Annotated in this window: 15 protein-coding genes; 11 read left to right on the top strand and 4 right to left on the bottom strand. The window is 67.4% G+C overall.

What is annotated here, in order from left to right; translation table 11 throughout:
• The first annotated feature begins 20 nt into the window (after nucleotides 1-20).
• The 4 genes from AC0IZJ_RS07210 (at nucleotide 21) to AC0IZJ_RS07195 (ending at nucleotide 6017) form a co-directional block, all read left to right on the top strand.
• Complete coding sequence (locus tag AC0IZJ_RS07210; RefSeq protein WP_471848115.1) at nucleotides 21-1703, top strand: type I secretion system permease/ATPase; 1683 nt, start codon at nucleotides 21-23, stop codon at nucleotides 1701-1703.
• Nucleotides 1700-3037 (top strand): HlyD family type I secretion periplasmic adaptor subunit, encoded by a 1338-nt coding sequence (locus AC0IZJ_RS07205; RefSeq protein WP_471848113.1) that lies wholly within the window; start codon nucleotides 1700-1702, stop codon nucleotides 3035-3037. Before AC0IZJ_RS07210 ends, AC0IZJ_RS07205 begins: the two co-directional genes overlap by 4 nt.
• A 119-nt stretch (nucleotides 3038-3156) precedes the next feature.
• Nucleotides 3157-3525 carry a hypothetical protein gene (locus AC0IZJ_RS07200; RefSeq protein ID WP_471848111.1) on the top strand — a complete coding sequence of 123 codons (369 nt, stop codon included), beginning with the start codon at nucleotides 3157-3159 and terminating at the stop codon, nucleotides 3523-3525.
• A complete protein-coding gene (locus AC0IZJ_RS07195; protein WP_471848109.1) occupies nucleotides 3438-6017 on the top strand; it encodes a protein kinase domain-containing protein in 2580 nt (859 codons plus the stop codon). The genes AC0IZJ_RS07200 and AC0IZJ_RS07195 overlap by 88 nt, the downstream gene beginning before the upstream one ends.
• A 5-nt stretch (nucleotides 6018-6022) precedes the next feature.
• On the opposite strand, the gene AC0IZJ_RS07190 is transcribed toward AC0IZJ_RS07195, so the two are convergent.
• A complete protein-coding gene (locus tag AC0IZJ_RS07190) occupies nucleotides 6023-6577 on the bottom strand; it encodes an ECF-type sigma factor (RefSeq protein ID WP_471848107.1) in 555 nt (184 codons plus the stop codon).
• A 278-nt stretch (nucleotides 6578-6855) separates the two neighbouring features.
• Between AC0IZJ_RS07190 and AC0IZJ_RS07185 the strand changes: the two genes are divergently transcribed.
• The 4 genes from AC0IZJ_RS07185 to aspS all read left to right on the top strand — a co-directional run bounded on the left by AC0IZJ_RS07185 (nucleotide 6856) and on the right by aspS (nucleotide 11272).
• Nucleotides 6856-8319, top strand: a complete 1464-nt coding sequence (locus tag AC0IZJ_RS07185) for a high affinity choline transporter 1 (RefSeq protein WP_471848105.1) — start codon at nucleotides 6856-6858, stop codon at nucleotides 8317-8319.
• Between the two features lie 56 nt (nucleotides 8320-8375).
• Nucleotides 8376-8702, top strand: a complete 327-nt coding sequence (locus tag AC0IZJ_RS07180) for an FmdB family zinc ribbon protein (RefSeq protein WP_471848103.1) — start codon at nucleotides 8376-8378, stop codon at nucleotides 8700-8702.
• Nucleotides 8703-8725: 23 nt separating this feature from the next.
• Nucleotides 8726-9394: a DUF502 domain-containing protein gene (locus AC0IZJ_RS07175; protein WP_471848475.1), complete on the top strand. Its 669-nt coding sequence runs from the start codon at nucleotides 8726-8728 to the stop codon at nucleotides 9392-9394.
• Nucleotides 9395-9481: 87 nt separating this feature from the next.
• Nucleotides 9482-11272: an aspartate--tRNA ligase gene (gene aspS / locus AC0IZJ_RS07170; protein WP_471848101.1), complete on the top strand. Its 1791-nt coding sequence runs from the start codon at nucleotides 9482-9484 to the stop codon at nucleotides 11270-11272.
• A gap of 55 nt (nucleotides 11273-11327) precedes the next feature.
• On the opposite strand, the gene mpl is transcribed toward aspS, so the two are convergent.
• Genes mpl through thiD form a run of 3 tightly spaced genes read right to left on the bottom strand, consistent with a single transcriptional unit; the run spans nucleotide 11328 to nucleotide 14973 of the window.
• Nucleotides 11328-12695 (bottom strand): UDP-N-acetylmuramate:L-alanyl-gamma-D-glutamyl-meso-diaminopimelate ligase, encoded by a 1368-nt coding sequence (gene mpl / locus AC0IZJ_RS07165; RefSeq protein WP_471848099.1) that lies wholly within the window; start codon nucleotides 12693-12695, stop codon nucleotides 11328-11330.
• Nucleotides 12696-12725: 30 nt separating this feature from the next.
• Nucleotides 12726-14012 carry a glutamate-1-semialdehyde 2,1-aminomutase gene (hemL, locus tag AC0IZJ_RS07160; protein WP_471848097.1) on the bottom strand — a complete coding sequence of 429 codons (1287 nt, stop codon included), beginning with the start codon at nucleotides 14010-14012 and terminating at the stop codon, nucleotides 12726-12728.
• A 13-nt stretch (nucleotides 14013-14025) separates the two neighbouring features.
• The gene (gene thiD / locus AC0IZJ_RS07155; protein ID WP_471848095.1) at nucleotides 14026-14973 is read right to left on the bottom strand and encodes a bifunctional hydroxymethylpyrimidine kinase/phosphomethylpyrimidine kinase; all 948 of its coding nucleotides are present in this window, start codon (nucleotides 14971-14973) and stop codon (nucleotides 14026-14028) included.
• A 181-nt stretch (nucleotides 14974-15154) separates the two neighbouring features.
• On the opposite strand from thiD, the gene AC0IZJ_RS07150 reads away from it, so the two are divergent.
• From AC0IZJ_RS07150 to AC0IZJ_RS07140, 3 genes are read left to right on the top strand one after another with little or no spacing between them, the layout of a single operon-like run.
• Complete coding sequence (locus AC0IZJ_RS07150) at nucleotides 15155-15307, top strand: rubredoxin (RefSeq protein WP_394471142.1); 153 nt, start codon at nucleotides 15155-15157, stop codon at nucleotides 15305-15307.
• A gap of 49 nt (nucleotides 15308-15356) precedes the next feature.
• Nucleotides 15357-15746, top strand: a complete 390-nt coding sequence (locus tag AC0IZJ_RS07145) for a response regulator (RefSeq protein WP_471848093.1) — start codon at nucleotides 15357-15359, stop codon at nucleotides 15744-15746.
• 25 nt (nucleotides 15747-15771) lie between these two features.
• Nucleotides 15772-16137: a response regulator transcription factor gene (locus AC0IZJ_RS07140; RefSeq protein ID WP_457422395.1), complete on the top strand. Its 366-nt coding sequence runs from the start codon at nucleotides 15772-15774 to the stop codon at nucleotides 16135-16137.
• Nucleotides 16138-16139 lie beyond the last annotated feature (2 nt).

Genomic DNA, 16139 nt, shown 5'->3' with positions numbered 1-16139 from the left:
CCGACTGTCCTGGTGATCTTGTGAAAACCTATCTCCAGCGCACGGCGTTCTTCTTCCGCTACGCGTGGCTGTTCAGCCTGTTCATCAACCTGACGCTGCTGCTGTCGCCGCTGTACATGCTGCAGGTGTACGACCGCGTCCTCGCGTCGCGCAGCCTGCCGACGCTGGCGATGCTGACGCTGGGTGTTGCGCTGGGCTATCTCGTCTACATCGGCCTGGAAACGCTGCGCTCGCGCATCCTCGTGCAGGCCGGCCTGGCGCTGGACGGGCTGCTGTCGGCCCATGTGCTGGATGCCGTGTTCCAGAAAGCCGCCCGGCTGGGCGGGCCTAGCCATGCGGCCGCGCTGCGCGACGTTGCCGTGCTGCGGCAATACCTGACCGGCAACGGCCTGTTCGCCTTCTTCGACGCGCCCTGGGGCATTGCCTTCCTGGCCATCATCTTCATCATCCACTGGGTGCTCGGGCTGGCGGCGCTGTTCGGCATGGGGCTGCTGCTGGCCATCGCCTACATCGACGACCGCAGAACGAGGGGCCTGCTGCAGGACGCGAACACGCTGTCGCGCGAGGCGGGGCGCTACGTCGACGGCGCCGTGCGCAACGCGGAAGTCATCGAGGCGATGGGCATGCGCGCGCGGCTCATCGAGCGCTGGAGCGAACGCAACGCCGCGGTGCTTGCCGCCCAGAACACGGCCAGCAACCGGGCCGGCAGCCTGGTGGCAATGTCCAAGGGGCTGCGGCAACTGCTGCAGAGCGCCATGCTGGGCCTCGGCGCCTACCTCGTCATCACCGAGAACCTCAGCTCGGGCACGATGATCGCGGCGACGCTGCTGCTGGGCAAGGCGACAGCGCCGCTGGAGCTGGCCATTGCCGGCTGGAAGGGCTTCATCGAGGCACGCGCCGCTTACGGCCGGCTGGACGGCCTGCTGCAGGAGGGCGCGGCCGGGGCGGTGTCGCTGCAACTGCCACCGCCCGCAGGCGCCTTCCGCCTGGAGCATGTGAGCTTTGGTGCCGGCGCCGGCCAGCCGTTGATCCTGAAGGATGTGTCCTTCGAGCTGGAGGCCGGCGCCTGCCTGGCCATCATCGGCCCGAGCGCGGCGGGCAAGTCGACGCTGGTGCGCGTGATGCTGGGCCTGTGGCAGCCGCAGGCCGGCAGCGTTCGCCTCGACGGCGCCCGCCTGGCGGACTGGTCCTCCGACAGGCTGGGCCCGCAGCTGGGCTATCTGCCGCAGGACACCGAACTGCTGGCCGGCACCGTGGCGGAGAACATCGCCAGGCTCGCGCCGGCCGATGCGTCCTCCGAAGCCGTGGTGGCCGCCGCCCGCCTGGCCGGCGCGCACGACATGGTGCTGCAGCTGCCCCAGGGCTACGACACGCTGATCGGCGACGGCGCCAGCAGCCTGTCGGGCGGCCAGCGCCAGCGCATCGGCCTGGCGCGCGCCCTGTTCGGGGAGCCGCGCGTGGTGGTGCTCGACGAACCCAACTCCAACCTCGATTCCGAAGGCGAATCCGCGTTGGTGGAGGCGATCAAAGGCCTGAAGGCGCGCGGCGCAACGGTCGTCTTCGTGACGCACAAGCCCTCGCTGTTGAACCAGGCCGACAAGGTGCTGGTGCTCGACGGCGGCAGCGTGCTGGCGTTCGGCCCGCGCGAGTCCGTGCTGGCAAGACTGCAGGCGCCCGCCGTGGCGGTGGAGCGTGTGGCATGAGGCTCGTCACCAACGCAGGCGTGCTGCCGGAGTTTCACGATCCGTTCCTGGCAGGCCGCCGCATCGGCCGCGCGGGCGGCGTGGCCATTGCGCTGCTGTTTGGCGCGTTGTTCCTGTGGCTGACGCTGGCGCCGCTGAACGGCGCCGTGGTGTTGGCCGGGCAGGTCAAGGTGGTGGATTACCGCAAGACGGTCCAGCATCTGGAAGGCGGCATCGTGCAGGCGATCCTGGTGAAGCCGGGTGACCAGGTGAAGGCCGGCCAACCGCTGCTGCAACTCGAAGCGGTGCAAGCCGACGCCGCCGTCACCGGGCTGCAGGACCAGCTCGACGCCGAGCGTGCCCGCAGCGCGCGCGCCGACGCGGAGCGGGCGATGCGCGCTGGCATCAACTTCCTGGCCGAGTCCCGCGGGCGCGCGGCGGCCAGCGCCCGGGCGCAGGCGTTGCTGCTCTCGGAGACCGAGACCTTCACGGCGCGGCGCCAGCAGCTCATGGGCCAGACGGCCTTGCTGCGGCGCCAGGCCGAACAGGTACGCGCCGAGGTGGCGGCGCTGCAGAACCAGGTCAAGGCGGCCGACAGCAACCGCAAGGTGCTGGCGGAGGAGCTGGCCATCAACCAGGACTTGTACCGCCGCCAGTTCGTGCAGCAGACGCGGCTGATGGCCTTCGAGCGCGCGCTGGCCGACAAGGACGAATCGCGCAGCAGCTACCAGGCCGAACTGGCCAAGGCGCAGCAGAAAGTCGTGGAGCTGGAGCTGAAGGCCATTGCGTTGCAGGACGACTACGTCAGGCGGGCGTCGGACGAATATGTCGAAGCCAACCGCCGCGCGCTGGACCTGCAGGAGCGCTTGCGCCCGCTGGCCAGCGTGCTGGCGCGCCAGGTGGTCGTGGCACCCATCGCCGGTGAGGTGGTCGACCTCAAGGTGCATACCGTCGGCGGTGTCATCGCGCCGCGCGAGGTGCTGATGGACATCGTGCCCGCGCAGCGGCAATTGCTCATCGAAGGCAAGGTCAGGCCGGAAGACGTGGCCGAGCTGCGCCAGGGGCAGCGCGTCGAGGTGCAGATCACGGCTTTCAAGCAGCGCGCCACACCCTTGCTGACGGGCCGGCTGACCTACATCTCGGGCGACAGCCTCAGTGAATCCAGCAGCGGCGGCGCCAACGCGTACTACCTCGTTCAGGCCAGCATCGATTCACCGTCCGAGAAGGCCATGCCGGCGCGCCTGGGCCCGGGCATGCCCGCCACGCTCTTCATACAGACGCAGGCCCGCACCGCCTGGGACTACCTTGTGCAGCCCCTGGGCGAATCGATGAGCCGCGCCTTCAAGGAGCATTGAGGCTGGCGTGCCCGATGATCCGGGCACGCCGGTGCAACCATCGGCGGCACAACCGTGTCCGCTTCGAGCGCCGGTGCACGTATTCGGCAATGGTGGGTGGCGCTCTTGAGGCATGACACATGACCGCAATCGGTGAGTTGGCGGGCAGCTGGCCGGCCATCAGCGCTTTGCTCGACGAGGCGCTGGCGCTTCCGGCTGCATCCCGCCAACTCTGGCTGAACGACCTCGGACACACGCAGCCGGCGCTTAGCGGCGCCGTGCGAGCCCTGCTCGAAGCCCATGCGCACGCCGAAAGCGGTGACTTCATGGGCACCCTGCCCAAGCTGCCGGGCGGGCGGCTGCCCGATGGCGCGGACGACAGCGCCGAACCCGCAGCCGGTGACCTCATCGGCAAATACGCTTGCTGGCGCCTCTCGGCCATGGCGGCATGGGCGTCGTGTGGCGCGCCGAACGCGCGGAGGGGCCGCTGCACCGCGAGGTGGCGTTGAAGCTGCCGCGGCTGGCCTGGGGTGGCGCCGTCGCGCAGCGGCTGGCACGCGAGCGCGACATCCTCGCCACGCTGGCACACCCGCACATCGCGCGCCTGTACGACGCCGGGGTCGACGCCCAGGGGCGGCCGTTCATCGCCATGGAGCTGGTGGACGGCGTGGCGATCGACGCCTATTGCAGCCGCCATTCGCTGCCCTTGCGCGAGCGCCTTGGTCTGCTGTTGCAGGTGGCGGCGGCGGTGGCGCATGCGCATGCCAAGCTGGTGGTGCATCGCGACCTGAAGCCGGCGAACATCCTGGTCACGCCGGACGGTCAGGTGCGGCTGCTCGACTTTGGCATCGCCAAGCTGCTGGACGGCGGCGCTACCGCCGAAACCGCGCTGACACGCCAGGCCGGCCATGCGCTGACGCTGGATTACGCCAGCCCAGAGCAGATCCGCGGCGAACCGCTGGGCACGGCCAGCGACGTGTACAGCCTCGCCGTGGTGGCCTACGAACTGCTGGCGGGGCGCAAGCCCTATGTGCTCAAGCGCGCCAGTGCGGCTCAGCTGGAAGACGCCATCGCGTCGATAGACCCGCCGCTGGCGAGCGTTGCCGCGAGTGACGCGGCTTTGAAGAAGCAGCTGCGCGGCGACATCGACGCCATCCTGCAACAGGCCCTGCGCAAGGACCCGGCGCAGCGCACCGCCAGCGTCGACGCCTTTGCGCAGGACATCCGCCAGTTCCTGGCCGGGCTGCCGGTGCAGGCGCGGCCCGACACCCGCAGGTACCGGCTGCGCAAGTTCGTGCAGCGCAACCGGCTGCCGGTGGGCGCTGCAGCGGTTGCGTTGTCGGCGCTGGTGGTGGCCAGTGGTGTTTCCTTGTGGCAGGCGCGCATCGCGCGACAACAGGCGCAGCGGGCGTTGGCGGTGCAGGCCTTCCTGACCGACATCTTCCTCACCAACCGCATCGACCAGGAAGACCCGCTCAAGGCGCGCGAGACCAGCGCGCGCCAATTGCTCGACATTGGCGCCAAGCGCATCGACAGCAACCTGCAGGCGGACCCCGAAGTCCGCGCCGAGATGCTGGAGCTGCTCAGCAAGATGTACTTCGACCTGGGCCTGGACGCCGAAGCCGCCGAGCTGTATCGCCGCCATGGCGAAGCGCTGAAGCAGGCTTTCGGGCCCGTGGATCGACGCGTTGCCATTGCGCTGGCGGAATACGCGCAGAAGATCGATCAGCTTGGCAAGGACGCCGAGCAGAAGGGCGCCCTGGCAGAGGCGAAGCGCATTCTCGATGTGCTGGGCGAAACCCAATCCGTGGCGCGGGCGCACCTGCTCGAAGCGATGGCCAAGGCCTACCCGTTTTCCGGGCGCCAGACCGTCGAATGGGCCGCCGAGGCCGTCGCCCTCTATCGCAAGCATCCGCAGTCCGATGGCCTGGCTGGGGCACTCAACCGGCTGGGCATCTCGCTCACGCAGCTTGAAGACCATGCCGGGGCAGAGGCGGCCTTTGCCGAGTCGCTGCAGCTGCTGCGGCGCAATGCCGGCACCAAGGGCAGCGCGATCATCACTGGCGGCCTGATGCTGGCCGGTTCCCAGGCCCGCCAGCACAAGGTCGAAGCGGCCGAGGGCACCTACCGCAGCACCTTGACGCTCTCCCTGCAGCGCAATGGCGTCGCACACATCGACACGCTCTACACGCAGGCCTGGTTTGGCTGGTTTCTGCTGCGGACTTCGCGTCGTGCCGAGGGTTGGTCGATCCTGCAAGCCGCGGCTTCCACCCTGGAGCAAGGCACGTTCGCGCCCTTCATCACGCGCGTCGTGAAGATGCACCTGATCTACGGCCTGGCTCATGAGGGCCGGTTCGGCGAGGCGCAGGCGCTGATCGACTGGACGATCGGCGAGTTCCGCACCGTCGCCAACGGCCGCAACTGGCTGATGCCACTGTTCCTGCGGCTGCAGGCCGAGCAGCGCCTGAGCCAGGGGCAGCCGGAAAAGGCCGAGCAATCACTGGCTGAGGCGTGGGCCAGCTACGAGCAGCTGTCGCCGGAGCAGCAGCGGCTGGCCATCAGCGGGTTGGTGCTGAGCAGCGCAAGGATGGCGCTGGCGCAGGGCCGGGCAGACGCCGCGCTGCAGTCACTGGCACGCATGCCAGCGCGCGAAGCAGCCCCGCGCAGCGCCTTCGATCCAGACGGTCTGACGGCGCAGTCGCTGCGTTCCCAGGCGCTGCTGATGCAAGGGCGTGATGCCGATGCTGTGGCGGCTGCGCAAGCGGCGAACGACACGCTGGCGGCTTCCGGCCTCGCGGACCGGCATCAGTCAATCGAAGCCGAGGTCCTGCTTGCGCTCGGCCGGGCCCTGCAGCAGCAAGGCCGCTTTGACACCGCTTGCCCGGCGCTCAAGCGCGCCACGGGCTTGCGCGTGTCCAGCCTGGGCGAGGGCAGCCCCCACGTCGCTGTCATCCAGGCCGCGCATGACGACTGCCTGCGCCGGTCGGGCGCCAAGCTGTAGCGCCTTCAGCCGCGTAGGGTCATGCTCAACAGCGCGCGTGCCTTTTCCCAGTCGCGGCGTACCGTGCGGTCCGTCAGGCCGAGTGCTTCCCCGATCTCGACATCCGTCATGCCGCCGAAATAGCGCATCTCCACCACACTGGCCAGCCGTGCGTCCAGCCGGGCCAGCTCGGCCAGGGCAGCGTCGACGTCGAAGATCTCTTCTTCGGGCTGACGGGCATTAGCGCCGTTGGCGGTGTCCAGCGACACATGCTCGACACCACCGCCGCGGCGCTCGGCCAGCGCGGCCCGCGCCATGTCCACGATGATGGAGCGCATGACGCGCGCCGAGTAGGCAAGAAAATGCGCCCGGTCGTCGACGTTGAGTCGTTGCTGCGCCACGAACCTGGCGTAGCACTCATGTACCAACGCCGTGGTGTCCAGCAAGGTGTTGCGTACGTTGTGCGCCAGCCGGGCATGGGCGATGCGGCGCAAGTCGTCATACAGCACGCCGAAAAGCTTGTCGAATGCGCCACGGTCCCCTTCGCGAGCGGCGGCGATCCATTGTGTGATGTCGGCCATGCGCGCGACTGTAGCGAGCGCCAACGCGAAGATCGACTTGCTAACTGCTACAAAAATTGACCGTCGAAGTTGCCAGCCGGCGGCGGCGTGATGCTCGCCGCCAGGTCGGGGAGCTCAGTGTCGTCCCGCCGATGGGATCAAGGACGTGATGCTTGTCCGCTCATCTGCTTCACACTCCCGATGCCCCGCTGGGACTGGCGTTGGCAGATCAAGCCTGGCTCCAGCCCTGCGCCTTCATAATTCGCGCGAATTTTTCCGGCCCCATCCGACCCCACGCCATGAACACCACGCTCATCGTCTTTGTCGTGCTCTACCTGCTCGGCACGCTGGGCATCGGCGTCTGGGCCGGCACGCGGGTCAAGAACACGGCGGACTTCGCCGTCGCCGGCCGCAGCCTGCCGCTCGTCATGGTCATCACGACCACCTTCGCGACCTGGTTCGGCGCCGAGACGGTCATGGGCATCCCGGCCAAGTTCGTGCAGGGCGGCCTGGGCGCCATCGTCGAGGACCCTTTTGGCGCCGGCCTGTGCCTGGTGCTGGTGGGCACGTTTTTCGCCGCCAAGCTCTATCGCAAGAATCTGCTGACCATCGGCGACTTCTACCGCCAGCGCTACGGCAAGGGCGTCGAGATCTTCTGCTCGCTGGCCATCATCCTCAGCTACCTCGGCTGGGTGGCGGCCCAGGTCACGGCGCTGGGTCTGGTCTTCAACATCCTGACCAATGGCGCCATGAGCGCCGAGATGGGCATGATCGTCGGCCTGCTGGCGGTGCTGGTCTACGTCGTCATCGGCGGCTTCCTGGCCGTCGCCTGGACGGACTTCATCCAGATGATCGTGCTGGTCATCGGCCTGTCGGTCATCGCGGTGTTCTCGGCCGACCTGGCCGGTGGCGCCGGGGTCGTGCTGGACCTGGCCGCCCAGAAGAACCTCGGCAAGTTCTTTCCCGAGCCCACGTTCACGCAGATCGCCATGTTCCTCGGTGCGGCGCTGACCATGATGCTGGGCTCCATCCCCCAGCAGGACGTGTTCCAGCGCGTCATGTCCGCCAAGGACGCCAAGACCGCCCAGCGCGGCGCCATCATCGGCGGCTTCAGCTACATCGCCTTCGCCTTCGTGCCCATGTTCATCGTGCTGGCCGCCGTGGTCGTCATGGGCGACAAGGCGCTGGACCTCGCCCAGAACGACTACCAGCGCGTGCTGCCCACCTTCATCATGGGCCACATGCCGCTGTTCATGCAGATCCTGTTCTTCGGCGCGCTGCTGTCGGCCATCAAGAGCACGTCATCGGCCACGCTGCTGGCGCCGACGACCAGCTTCGTCGAAAACATCCTCAAGCAGATCCGCCCCGGCATGAGCGACAGGCAGTCCCTCGTCGCCATGCGCATCACCCTGGTCATCTTCGCGTGCTGCGTGCTGGCCTACTCGATCGCGCTGCAGGGCACGCCCATCTACGAGCTCGTCAGCGCCGCCTACCAGGTCACGCTGGTCGCCGCCTTCGTGCCACTGGTCTTCGGCCTGTACTGGAAGCGGGCGACGACCCAGGGCGCCGTGCTCTCCATCTTCTCCGGCATCGCCGTCTGGGTGGCCTTCTTCGAGCAGGTCAGCACCTGGGGCGAGTTCTTTCCGGGGCAGCTGGCCGGCCTGCTCGCCGCCCTGGTGGCCATGGTTGCCGGCTCTCTGGCGCCGCAGGTGCTGACCGATCGCCATGAGCACGTCAGCCATCATCTGCACCCCCACAGCTGAGCCGTCCCTTAAAATCGCGGGCTTTTCGTCTATTTCCTGACCTCGCGAGCCCGACCATGCCGATCTACGCCTACCGCTGCAGCGCCTGTGGCCATGCCAAGGATGTGCTGCAAAAGCTGTCCGACGCGCCGCTGACCACCTGCCCGGCCTGCGCGGCCGAGAGCTTTTCCAAGCAGGTCACCGCCGCCGGCTTCCAGCTCAAGGGCTCGGGCTGGTACGCGACCGATTTCAAGGGCGGCGGCACGGCCGCGCCGGCTGCGGCCGCCGCGGCAGGTGCCGCTGCGGCCACTCCGGCTGCATCCGCTGCCAGCGATGCGCCCAAGTCCGAGGCTTCCAGCGCGTCACCGTCCACGCATGGCGGCGGCTCCTGCCCCTGCCATTGAGCCGGGTCGACGTGGGCGCTTCCATTCGCAAGTATCTCGTTGCCGGCCTGCTGGTCTGGCTGCCCTTGGCCATCACGATCTGGGTGCTGGCCCAGGTGCTGGACGTGGTCAACGGCGTCTTTGGCTCCATGCTGGCCGCGCTGGCGCTGATCATGCCGGCCTCGCTGAGCGAAGCCATCCTGGACCTGCGCCATGTGCCGGGCCTGGGCCTGGTGATCCTCGTCGGCGGCCTGCTGGCCACGGGCGTGCTGGTGGCCAACATCTTCGGCCAGTGGCTGCTGACGCAGTGGGACCGGCTGATGTCCCACATCCCCATCGTCAAGAGCATCTACAGCTCGGTCAAGCAGGTGTCGGACACCCTGTTCTCCAGCAGCGGCAACGCCTTCCGCGAAGCCGTGCTGGTGCAATATCCGCGCGCCGGCAGCTGGACCATCGCCTTCGTCACCGGCACGCCCAGCGGTGAGGTGGCCTGTCACCTGGAGGATGATCACGTCAGCCTCTACGTGCCGACCACGCCCAACCCGACTTCGGGCTTCTTTCTCATCGTGCCCCGGACGGACGTGAAGCCGCTGCACATGACGGTGGACGAGGCGCTGAAATACATCATCTCGATGGGCACGGTGGCGCCGCTGCCGCATGCCGGTTCGCCCGTCGTCCTGTTGGACGACGCGGCACGAAATCAGCCGGGTTGAACGCCCCGGCCGGCGTTCAACCCTGAGGGCCCCGCGAGCCCGCAAGCGCCCACAAGACACCCTGCAAAGAATTCGGAGAAAAACACCATGCGCACCTGCTATGCCGGCCAAGTCAGCGAAAAGCTGCTCGACCAGACCGTGACCCTGATGGGCTGGGCCCATCGCCGCCGCGACCACGGTGGCGTCATCTTCATCGACCTGCGTGACCGCGAAGGCCTGGTCCAGATCGTCTGCGACCCCGACCGCGCCGACAGCTTCAAGATTGCCGAAGACGTCCGCAGCGAGTACTGCCTGAAGATCGTTGGCAAAGTGCGCGCGCGCCCGGCCGGCACCGAGAACGCCAACCTCGTGTCCGGCAAGATCGAAGTGCTCTGCCATGAGATCGAGGTGCTGAACCCGTCGGTGCCCATCCCCTTCCAGATCGACGAGGACAACCTCAGCGAGACGACCCGCCTCACGCATCGCGTGCTGGACCTGCGCCGCCCGTACATGCAGAACAACCTGATGCTGCGCTATCGCGTGGCAATGGAAGTGCGCAAGTTCCTGGACGAGCACGGCTTCGTCGACATCGAAACGCCGATGCTGACCAAGAGCACGCCCGAAGGCGCGCGCGACTACCTCGTGCCCAGCCGGGTGCACGACGGCCACTTCTTCGCGCTGCCGCAGTCGCCCCAGCTGTTCAAGCAGTTGCTGATGGTGTCGGGCTTTGACCGCTACTACCAGATCACCAAGTGCTTCCGCGACGAGGACCTGCGCGCCGACCGCCAGCCCGAGTTCACGCAGATCGATATCGAGACCAGCTTCCTGACCGAGGAAGAGATCCGCTCGATGTTCGAGGGCATGATCCGCCACGTCTTCCGCAAGAACCTCAACGTCGAGCTGGGCGACTACCCGGTGATGAAGTACGCGGAGGCCATGCACCGCTTCGGCTCCGACAAGCCCGACCTGCGCGTCAAGCTCGAGTTCACCGAGCTCACCGACGCGATGACGACGGTGGACTTCAAGGTGTTCAGCGGCCCGGCCACGACGCCGGGCGGCCGTGTCGTCGCGCTGCGCGTGCCCAAGGGCGCCTCCATGAGCCGCGGCGAGATCGACGCCTACACCGAGTTCGTCAAGATCTACGGTGCTAAGGGCCTGGCCTGGGTCAAGGTCAACGAGGTGGCCAAGGGCCGTGAAGGCCTGCAGTCGCCCATCGTCAAGAACCTGCACGACGAGGCAGTCGCCGAGATCCTCAAGCGCACCGGCGCCCAGGACGGCGACCTGCTGTTCTTCGGCGCGGACAAGGCCAAGGTCGTCAACGACGCCATCGGCGCGCTGCGTCTGAAGGTCGGTCACAGCGAGTTCGGCAAGGCCAACGGCCTGTTCAACGATGTCTGGGCGCCGCTGTGGGTGGTCGACTTCCCGATGTTCGAGCACGACGAGGAGAACAACCGCTGGGCGGCCGTTCACCATCCGTTCACGGCGCCGAAGGACGGCCATGAGGACCTGATGACGGCCGACCCGGGCAAGTGCATCGCCAAGGCCTACGACATGGTGCTGAACGGCTGGGAACTGGGCGGCGGCTCGGTGCGTATCCACCGCGCAGAGGTGCAGGCCAAGGTCTTCGCGGCGCTGAACATCAGCGAGGAAGACCAGCGCATCAAGTTCGGCTTCCTGCTGGACGCGTTGCAGTACGGCGCCCCGCCGCACGGCGGCTTGGCTTTCGGCCTGGACCGCATCGTCACGATGATGACAAAGGCCGATTCCATCCGCGACGTCATCGCCTTCCCCAAGACCCAGCGCGCCCAGTGCCTGCTGACCGGCGCGCCGTCGCTGGTTGACGAGAAGCAGCTGCGCGAACTGCACATTCGCCTGCGCAATGTGACGCCGGCGGCCTGATCGGTCCGGCCAGGCAAGAAACCCGCTTCGGCGGGTTTTTCTTTGTCTTAGGGCCTCAGGCCCGGGATGCCAAGCTTGCTAACAGCTTGTCGTGTATGCCGCCAAAACTGCCGTTGCTCATGCACAGCAGGTGGTCGCCCGGCTTGGCCGCCTTGACGACGGCGGCGACCAGCGCGTCCACATCCGCACCGACGACCGCCTGTGCGCCCATGGGCGCCAGCGCCTCCCTGGCATCCCAGGTCAGGCCCTGCTGGTTGCAGAAGGCCAGGTCAGCCTCTTCCAGGGCCCACGGCAACTGCGCCTTCATCGTGCCCAACTTCATCGTGTTGGAGCGCGGCTCGAAGATGGCCAGGATGCGCTCGGCCGGGGCGATGCGGCGGCGCAGGCCGTTGATGGTCGTGCGCAGTGCCGTCGGGTGATGGGCGAAGTCGTCGTAGACCTTGATGCCGCGCACTTCGCCGCGCAGTTCCATGCGCCGGCGCACGTTCTGGAACTCGGCCAGCGCCGCAGCCGACTGCTCGGGCGACACGCCGACATGCTCGGCCGCCGCGATGGCCGCCAGCGCATTGAGCTGGTTGTGCTCGCCGAACAGGCTCCACTCGACGCGGGCGACCTTGAGGCTGCCGCGCAGCACGTCAAAGGCCTGCGGCTCGCCGCGCGCGCGCAGCATGCCAGCTTCTTCCTTTTTCGCGCCAAAGCGCTGCACCTCGCTCCAGCAGCCGCGGGAGATGACGCGTTGCAACGCCTCCTCGCGGGCGTTGACGACGAGCCGGCCGTTGCCGGGCACCAAGCGCACGAGGTGGTGGAACTGGGTCTCGATGGCGCCCAGGTCCGGAAAGATGTCGGCGTGGTCGTGCTCGAGGTTGTTGAGGATGACCGTGTGCGGCCGGTAGTGGACGAACTTGCTGCGTTTGTCGAAGAAGGCCGTGTCGTACTCATCGGCCTCGATGACGAAACACTTGCCTTCGCCCAAGCGAGCCGACAGGCCGAAGTTCTGCGGCACGCCACCAACAAGGTAGCCGGGCTTGTGGCCTGCTTGTTCGAGGATCCAGGCCAGCATGGACGTCGTCGTCGTCTTGCCATGCGTGCCGGCCACGGCCAGCACATGGCGGCCCTGGAGCACGTGCTCGGCCAGCCACTGGGGGCCGGAGACGTAAGGCAGGCCGGCGTCAAGGATGGCTTCCATCAGCGGGAAGCGCTCGCCGCGCGTGACGACATTGCCGACGACGAAGACGTCGGGCTTGAGCTCCAGCTGCTCGGCGCCGAAGCCTTCGATCAGCTCTATGCCCAGCGCCTCGAGCTGGGTGCTCATCGGGGGGTAGACATTGGCGTCGCAGCCGGTCACGCGATGGCCGGCCTCGCGGGCCAGCGTCGCCAGGCCGCCCATGAAGGTGCCGCAGATGCCGAGGATGTGGAGATGCATGTCGATGAGCCTCCGGGGAGGCGCGAGGAATCAGCGCAGGGCGGTGCGCGCGGCCGCGAGGGTGGCGTCGATGTCGGCCTGGCTGTGGGCCGCCGACACAAAGCCCGCTTCATACAGGGCCGGAGCAAGATAGATGCCGGCGTCCAGCATGGCGTGGAAGAAGCGGTTGAATCGCTCCTTGTCCGTCGTCATGACGGTCGTGTAGTTCTGCGGCAGTTCCGGCATCAGGAAGAAACCGAACATGCCGCCTTCGCTGTCGGCGCTGAAGGGCACGCCGTTTTCGGCGGCGACGGTCGTCAGGCCTTCCACCAGCTGCTGCGTACGACGGGTGAGGGCGTCGAAGAAGCCGGGCTTCTGGATCTGCTTCAGCGTTGCCAGCCCGCAGGCCGTAGCCACCGGGTTGCCCGACAGGGTACCGGCCTGGTAGACGCCGCCCAGCGGCGCCAGGTGCTGCATGACCTCGCGCTTCGCCCCGAACGCCGCCAGGGGCATGCCGCCGCCGATGACCTTGCCGAAGACCGAAACGTCGGGCGCGAAGCCTGGGATGAGCTGGGCGTAGTGCGCCTGCGCGCCACCAAGGCCGACGCGAAAGCCCGTCATCACCTCGTCCAGCACCAGCAGCGCGCCGTGCTGCGTGCACAGGCGGCGCATGGCCGTCATGAATGGCAAGGACGCGCGCACGAAGTTCATGTTGCCGGCAATCGGCTCGACGATGACGCAGGCCAGCTCGGCGCCGTGCTGTGCGAACGCGGCCTCCAGTTGCTCGACGTTGTTGTATTCCAGGACGACCGTGTCGGCCGCCGCGCCCGGCGTGACGCCCGCGCTGGTCGGGTGGCCGAAGGTCGCCAGGCCCGAGCCGGCCTTCACGAGCAGCGCGTCCGTGTGGCCGTGATAGCAGCCCTCGAACTTGATGAATTTGGCCCGGCCGGTCGCGCCGCGCGCCAGGCGGATGGCGCTCATCGTCGCCTCGGTGCCCGAGCTGACCAGGCGCACCTGGTCCATGCTCGGCACGAGCTTCAGGATCTCCTCGGCCAGCTCGATCTCGCGCTCCGTCGGCGCGCCGAAAGAGAAGCCATCGACGGCCGCCTTCTGCACCGCCTCAAGCACGGCGGGGTGGCCGTGGCCGAGGATCATCGGCCCCCAGGAGCCGATGTAGTCGACATAACGCTTGCCTTCAGCGTCGTAGATATAGGCGCCTTCGCCGCGGGCGATGAAGCGCGGCGTGCCGCCAACGGCGCGGAAAGCGCGCACCGGCGAGTTGACGCCGCCGGGGATGACGCGCGCGGCGCGCTCGAAGAGCTCGGTATTGCTGGCCATGTCTAGAAGGGGCTCAGTGCATGCGCCGCGGCATCTTGGGCGACGGCTCGGGTTCGGCTTCGACCTCCTCGAAGGTCGGCTCGCTGCCGTCTTCGTCCGCCGGCGGCAGGGCCCAGAAGAAGCGGTCGGGCACGACATTGCCCATGCCGGGCCGGAAGCCCGCGTCCAGCGACTGGTCCAGGAAGGACAGCGCCTCGCTGACGGCCGAGTGCAGTTCGGCGCCGACCGCCAGCAGCGCCGCGAGTGCCGCCGACAGCGTGTCGCCCGCGCCGACGAAGGAGGTCTCGAAGCGCTCGAACTTCTCGCCGGTGATGGGCCCTTGCGAGTTCGCCAGCACGTTGTCGACGAACTGGTTGGGCAGTTGGATGCCGGTGACCAGCACATGCTGCGCGCCCGCCTGAGCGGCGGCCACGGCCAGTTCGCGTGCGGATGGCGAACGCTCGTTGTCCCAGTCCGGTAGCAGGAAATCGGTCAGCGTCTTGTGGTTGCCCACCAGCACGACCGTCTGCGGCAGCACCAGCTCGCGCAGCGCGTCGAGGTACTGCTGCTGGTCATCCTCGTCGATCCAGGCGACCGAGGGCAGGTAGGTGACCAGCGGCACGTCCGGGTAGTCGCTCAGCACCTCGGCAACGGCGCTGACCGCCTCGGCGTTGCCGAGGAAGCCGACCTTCCAGGCCGTGATGGGCACGTCTTCGAGGATGTGGCGGGCCTGCTCGGCGACGGTGTCGGGATCGAGGTTCTCGTGTTCGAAGATCTCGGCCGTGTCGCGCAGCACGATGGCAGTAACTACGGGCAGGCAGTGCGCGCCCATGGCGGCAATCGTGGCCACGTCGCCTGCCAGGCCGCCGGCGCCGGAGGCGTCGCTGGCGTTGAAGCTCATCACACAGGCCGGCGGCGGGCTTTCCTGTTCGTCCTGCGGTTCGTCAACCTCGGGGTCGGTGGGAATGGGAGTTGGGCTCATGGGAAGGTCGTTGCGGTCGCGGCAGAGCTGCTGCAAAGCGTGGAGTCTGCCGCTAAAAGGGCGTTTTCCGGGCCCTGGGCACAGGCGTTTGCCCTCAGCATTGCGCTTTCAGGCCCTGGCTAGAATGATTCGATTGTAGTGAGCAAACTCTGAGCAACCCGTGAGCGAACCCAGTACCTGGATGTGCCTGATCTGCGGATGGATCTATGACGAAGAGACGGGCGACCCCGAGCACGGCATCGCGCCCGGCACGAAGTGGGCCGATGTGGACATGAACTGGGTCTGCCCCGATTGCGGCGCACGCAAGGAAGACTTCGAGATGGTGCGCATCTGACTCGGCCTCACCGGCCCGGACCCGAGCTGAAGCTCCGAGGAGACAAGGTTTGAACGAGCAAGTTTCCGCTGCAGGGCCGACCCGGGTCCTGGTCATCGACGACAGCAACACCATTCGCCGCAGCGCCGAGATTTTCCTGAAGCAGGGCGGTCATGACGTCGCTCTTGCCGAGGACGGCTTCGACGCACTGTCCAAGCTTGGCGACTTCCGGCCCGACCTTGTTTTCTGCGACATCCTGATGCCGCGCCTTGATGGTTACCAGACCTGCGCCATCATCAAGCGCAACCCGGAGTTCTCGGGCGTGCCGGTCATCATGCTGTCGTCCAAGGACGGCCTGTTCGACAAGGCGCGTGGGCGCATGGTGGGCTCGCAGGACTACCTGACCAAGCCTTTCACCAAAGACCAGCTGCTTCAAGCGGTGCTGCAGCACCGGCCGTAAGAAGCGCCGACTGAGAGACAAAGCCATGAGCATTCAAAACATTCTGCTGGTTGACGATTCCAAGACCGAACTGCACGCCCTCTCCGAGATGCTGGTCAAGCGCGGCTACAGCGTGCGCACGGCTGAGAACGGCGAAGAGGCGATGAAGCGCCTGGCCGAGGCCAAGCCCGACCTGATCCTGATGGACGTCGTCATGCCCGGCCAGAACGGCTTCCAGCTGACCCGCGCGATCACGCGCGACGAGCGCTACCTCGGCGTGCCCGTCATCATGTGCACAAGCAAAGGCCAGGAGACGGACAAGGTCTGGGGCATGCGCCAAGGCGCCAGCGACTACGTCGTCAAGCCCGTCAAGGCCGAAGAGCTGTTGGCCAAGATCAAAGCCCTCGGCTGAAG

The sequence above is a fragment of the Roseateles sp. AC306 genome (assembly GCF_979253795.1).
The sequence above is the reverse complement of the archived record's forward strand: the minus strand, read 5'-3'. Positions and strand labels throughout refer to the sequence as shown.

What these genes read in the sequence shown, in the direction of transcription:
- AC0IZJ_RS07205 (WP_471848113.1), top strand. Translation starts at nt 1,700, where the DNA reads ATGAGGCTCGTCACCAACGCAGGCGTGCTGCCGGAGTTTCACGATCCG.
- AC0IZJ_RS07200 (WP_471848111.1), top strand. Translation starts at nt 3,157, where the DNA reads ATGACCGCAATCGGTGAGTTGGCGGGCAGCTGGCCGGCCATCAGCGCT.
- AC0IZJ_RS07190 (WP_471848107.1), bottom strand. Translation starts at nt 6,577, where the DNA reads ATGGCCGACATCACACAATGGATCGCCGCCGCTCGCGAAGGGGACCGT.
- AC0IZJ_RS07185 (WP_471848105.1), top strand. Translation starts at nt 6,856, where the DNA reads ATGAACACCACGCTCATCGTCTTTGTCGTGCTCTACCTGCTCGGCACG.
- AC0IZJ_RS07180 (WP_471848103.1), top strand. Translation starts at nt 8,376, where the DNA reads ATGCCGATCTACGCCTACCGCTGCAGCGCCTGTGGCCATGCCAAGGAT.
- aspS (WP_471848101.1), top strand. Translation starts at nt 9,482, where the DNA reads ATGCGCACCTGCTATGCCGGCCAAGTCAGCGAAAAGCTGCTCGACCAG.
- mpl (WP_471848099.1), bottom strand. Translation starts at nt 12,695, where the DNA reads ATGCATCTCCACATCCTCGGCATCTGCGGCACCTTCATGGGCGGCCTG.
- hemL (WP_471848097.1), bottom strand. Translation starts at nt 14,012, where the DNA reads ATGGCCAGCAATACCGAGCTCTTCGAGCGCGCCGCGCGCGTCATCCCC.
- thiD (WP_471848095.1), bottom strand. Translation starts at nt 14,973, where the DNA reads ATGAGCCCAACTCCCATTCCCACCGACCCCGAGGTTGACGAACCGCAG.
- AC0IZJ_RS07150 (WP_394471142.1), top strand. Translation starts at nt 15,155, where the DNA reads ATGTGCCTGATCTGCGGATGGATCTATGACGAAGAGACGGGCGACCCC.
- AC0IZJ_RS07140 (WP_457422395.1), top strand. Translation starts at nt 15,772, where the DNA reads ATGAGCATTCAAAACATTCTGCTGGTTGACGATTCCAAGACCGAACTG.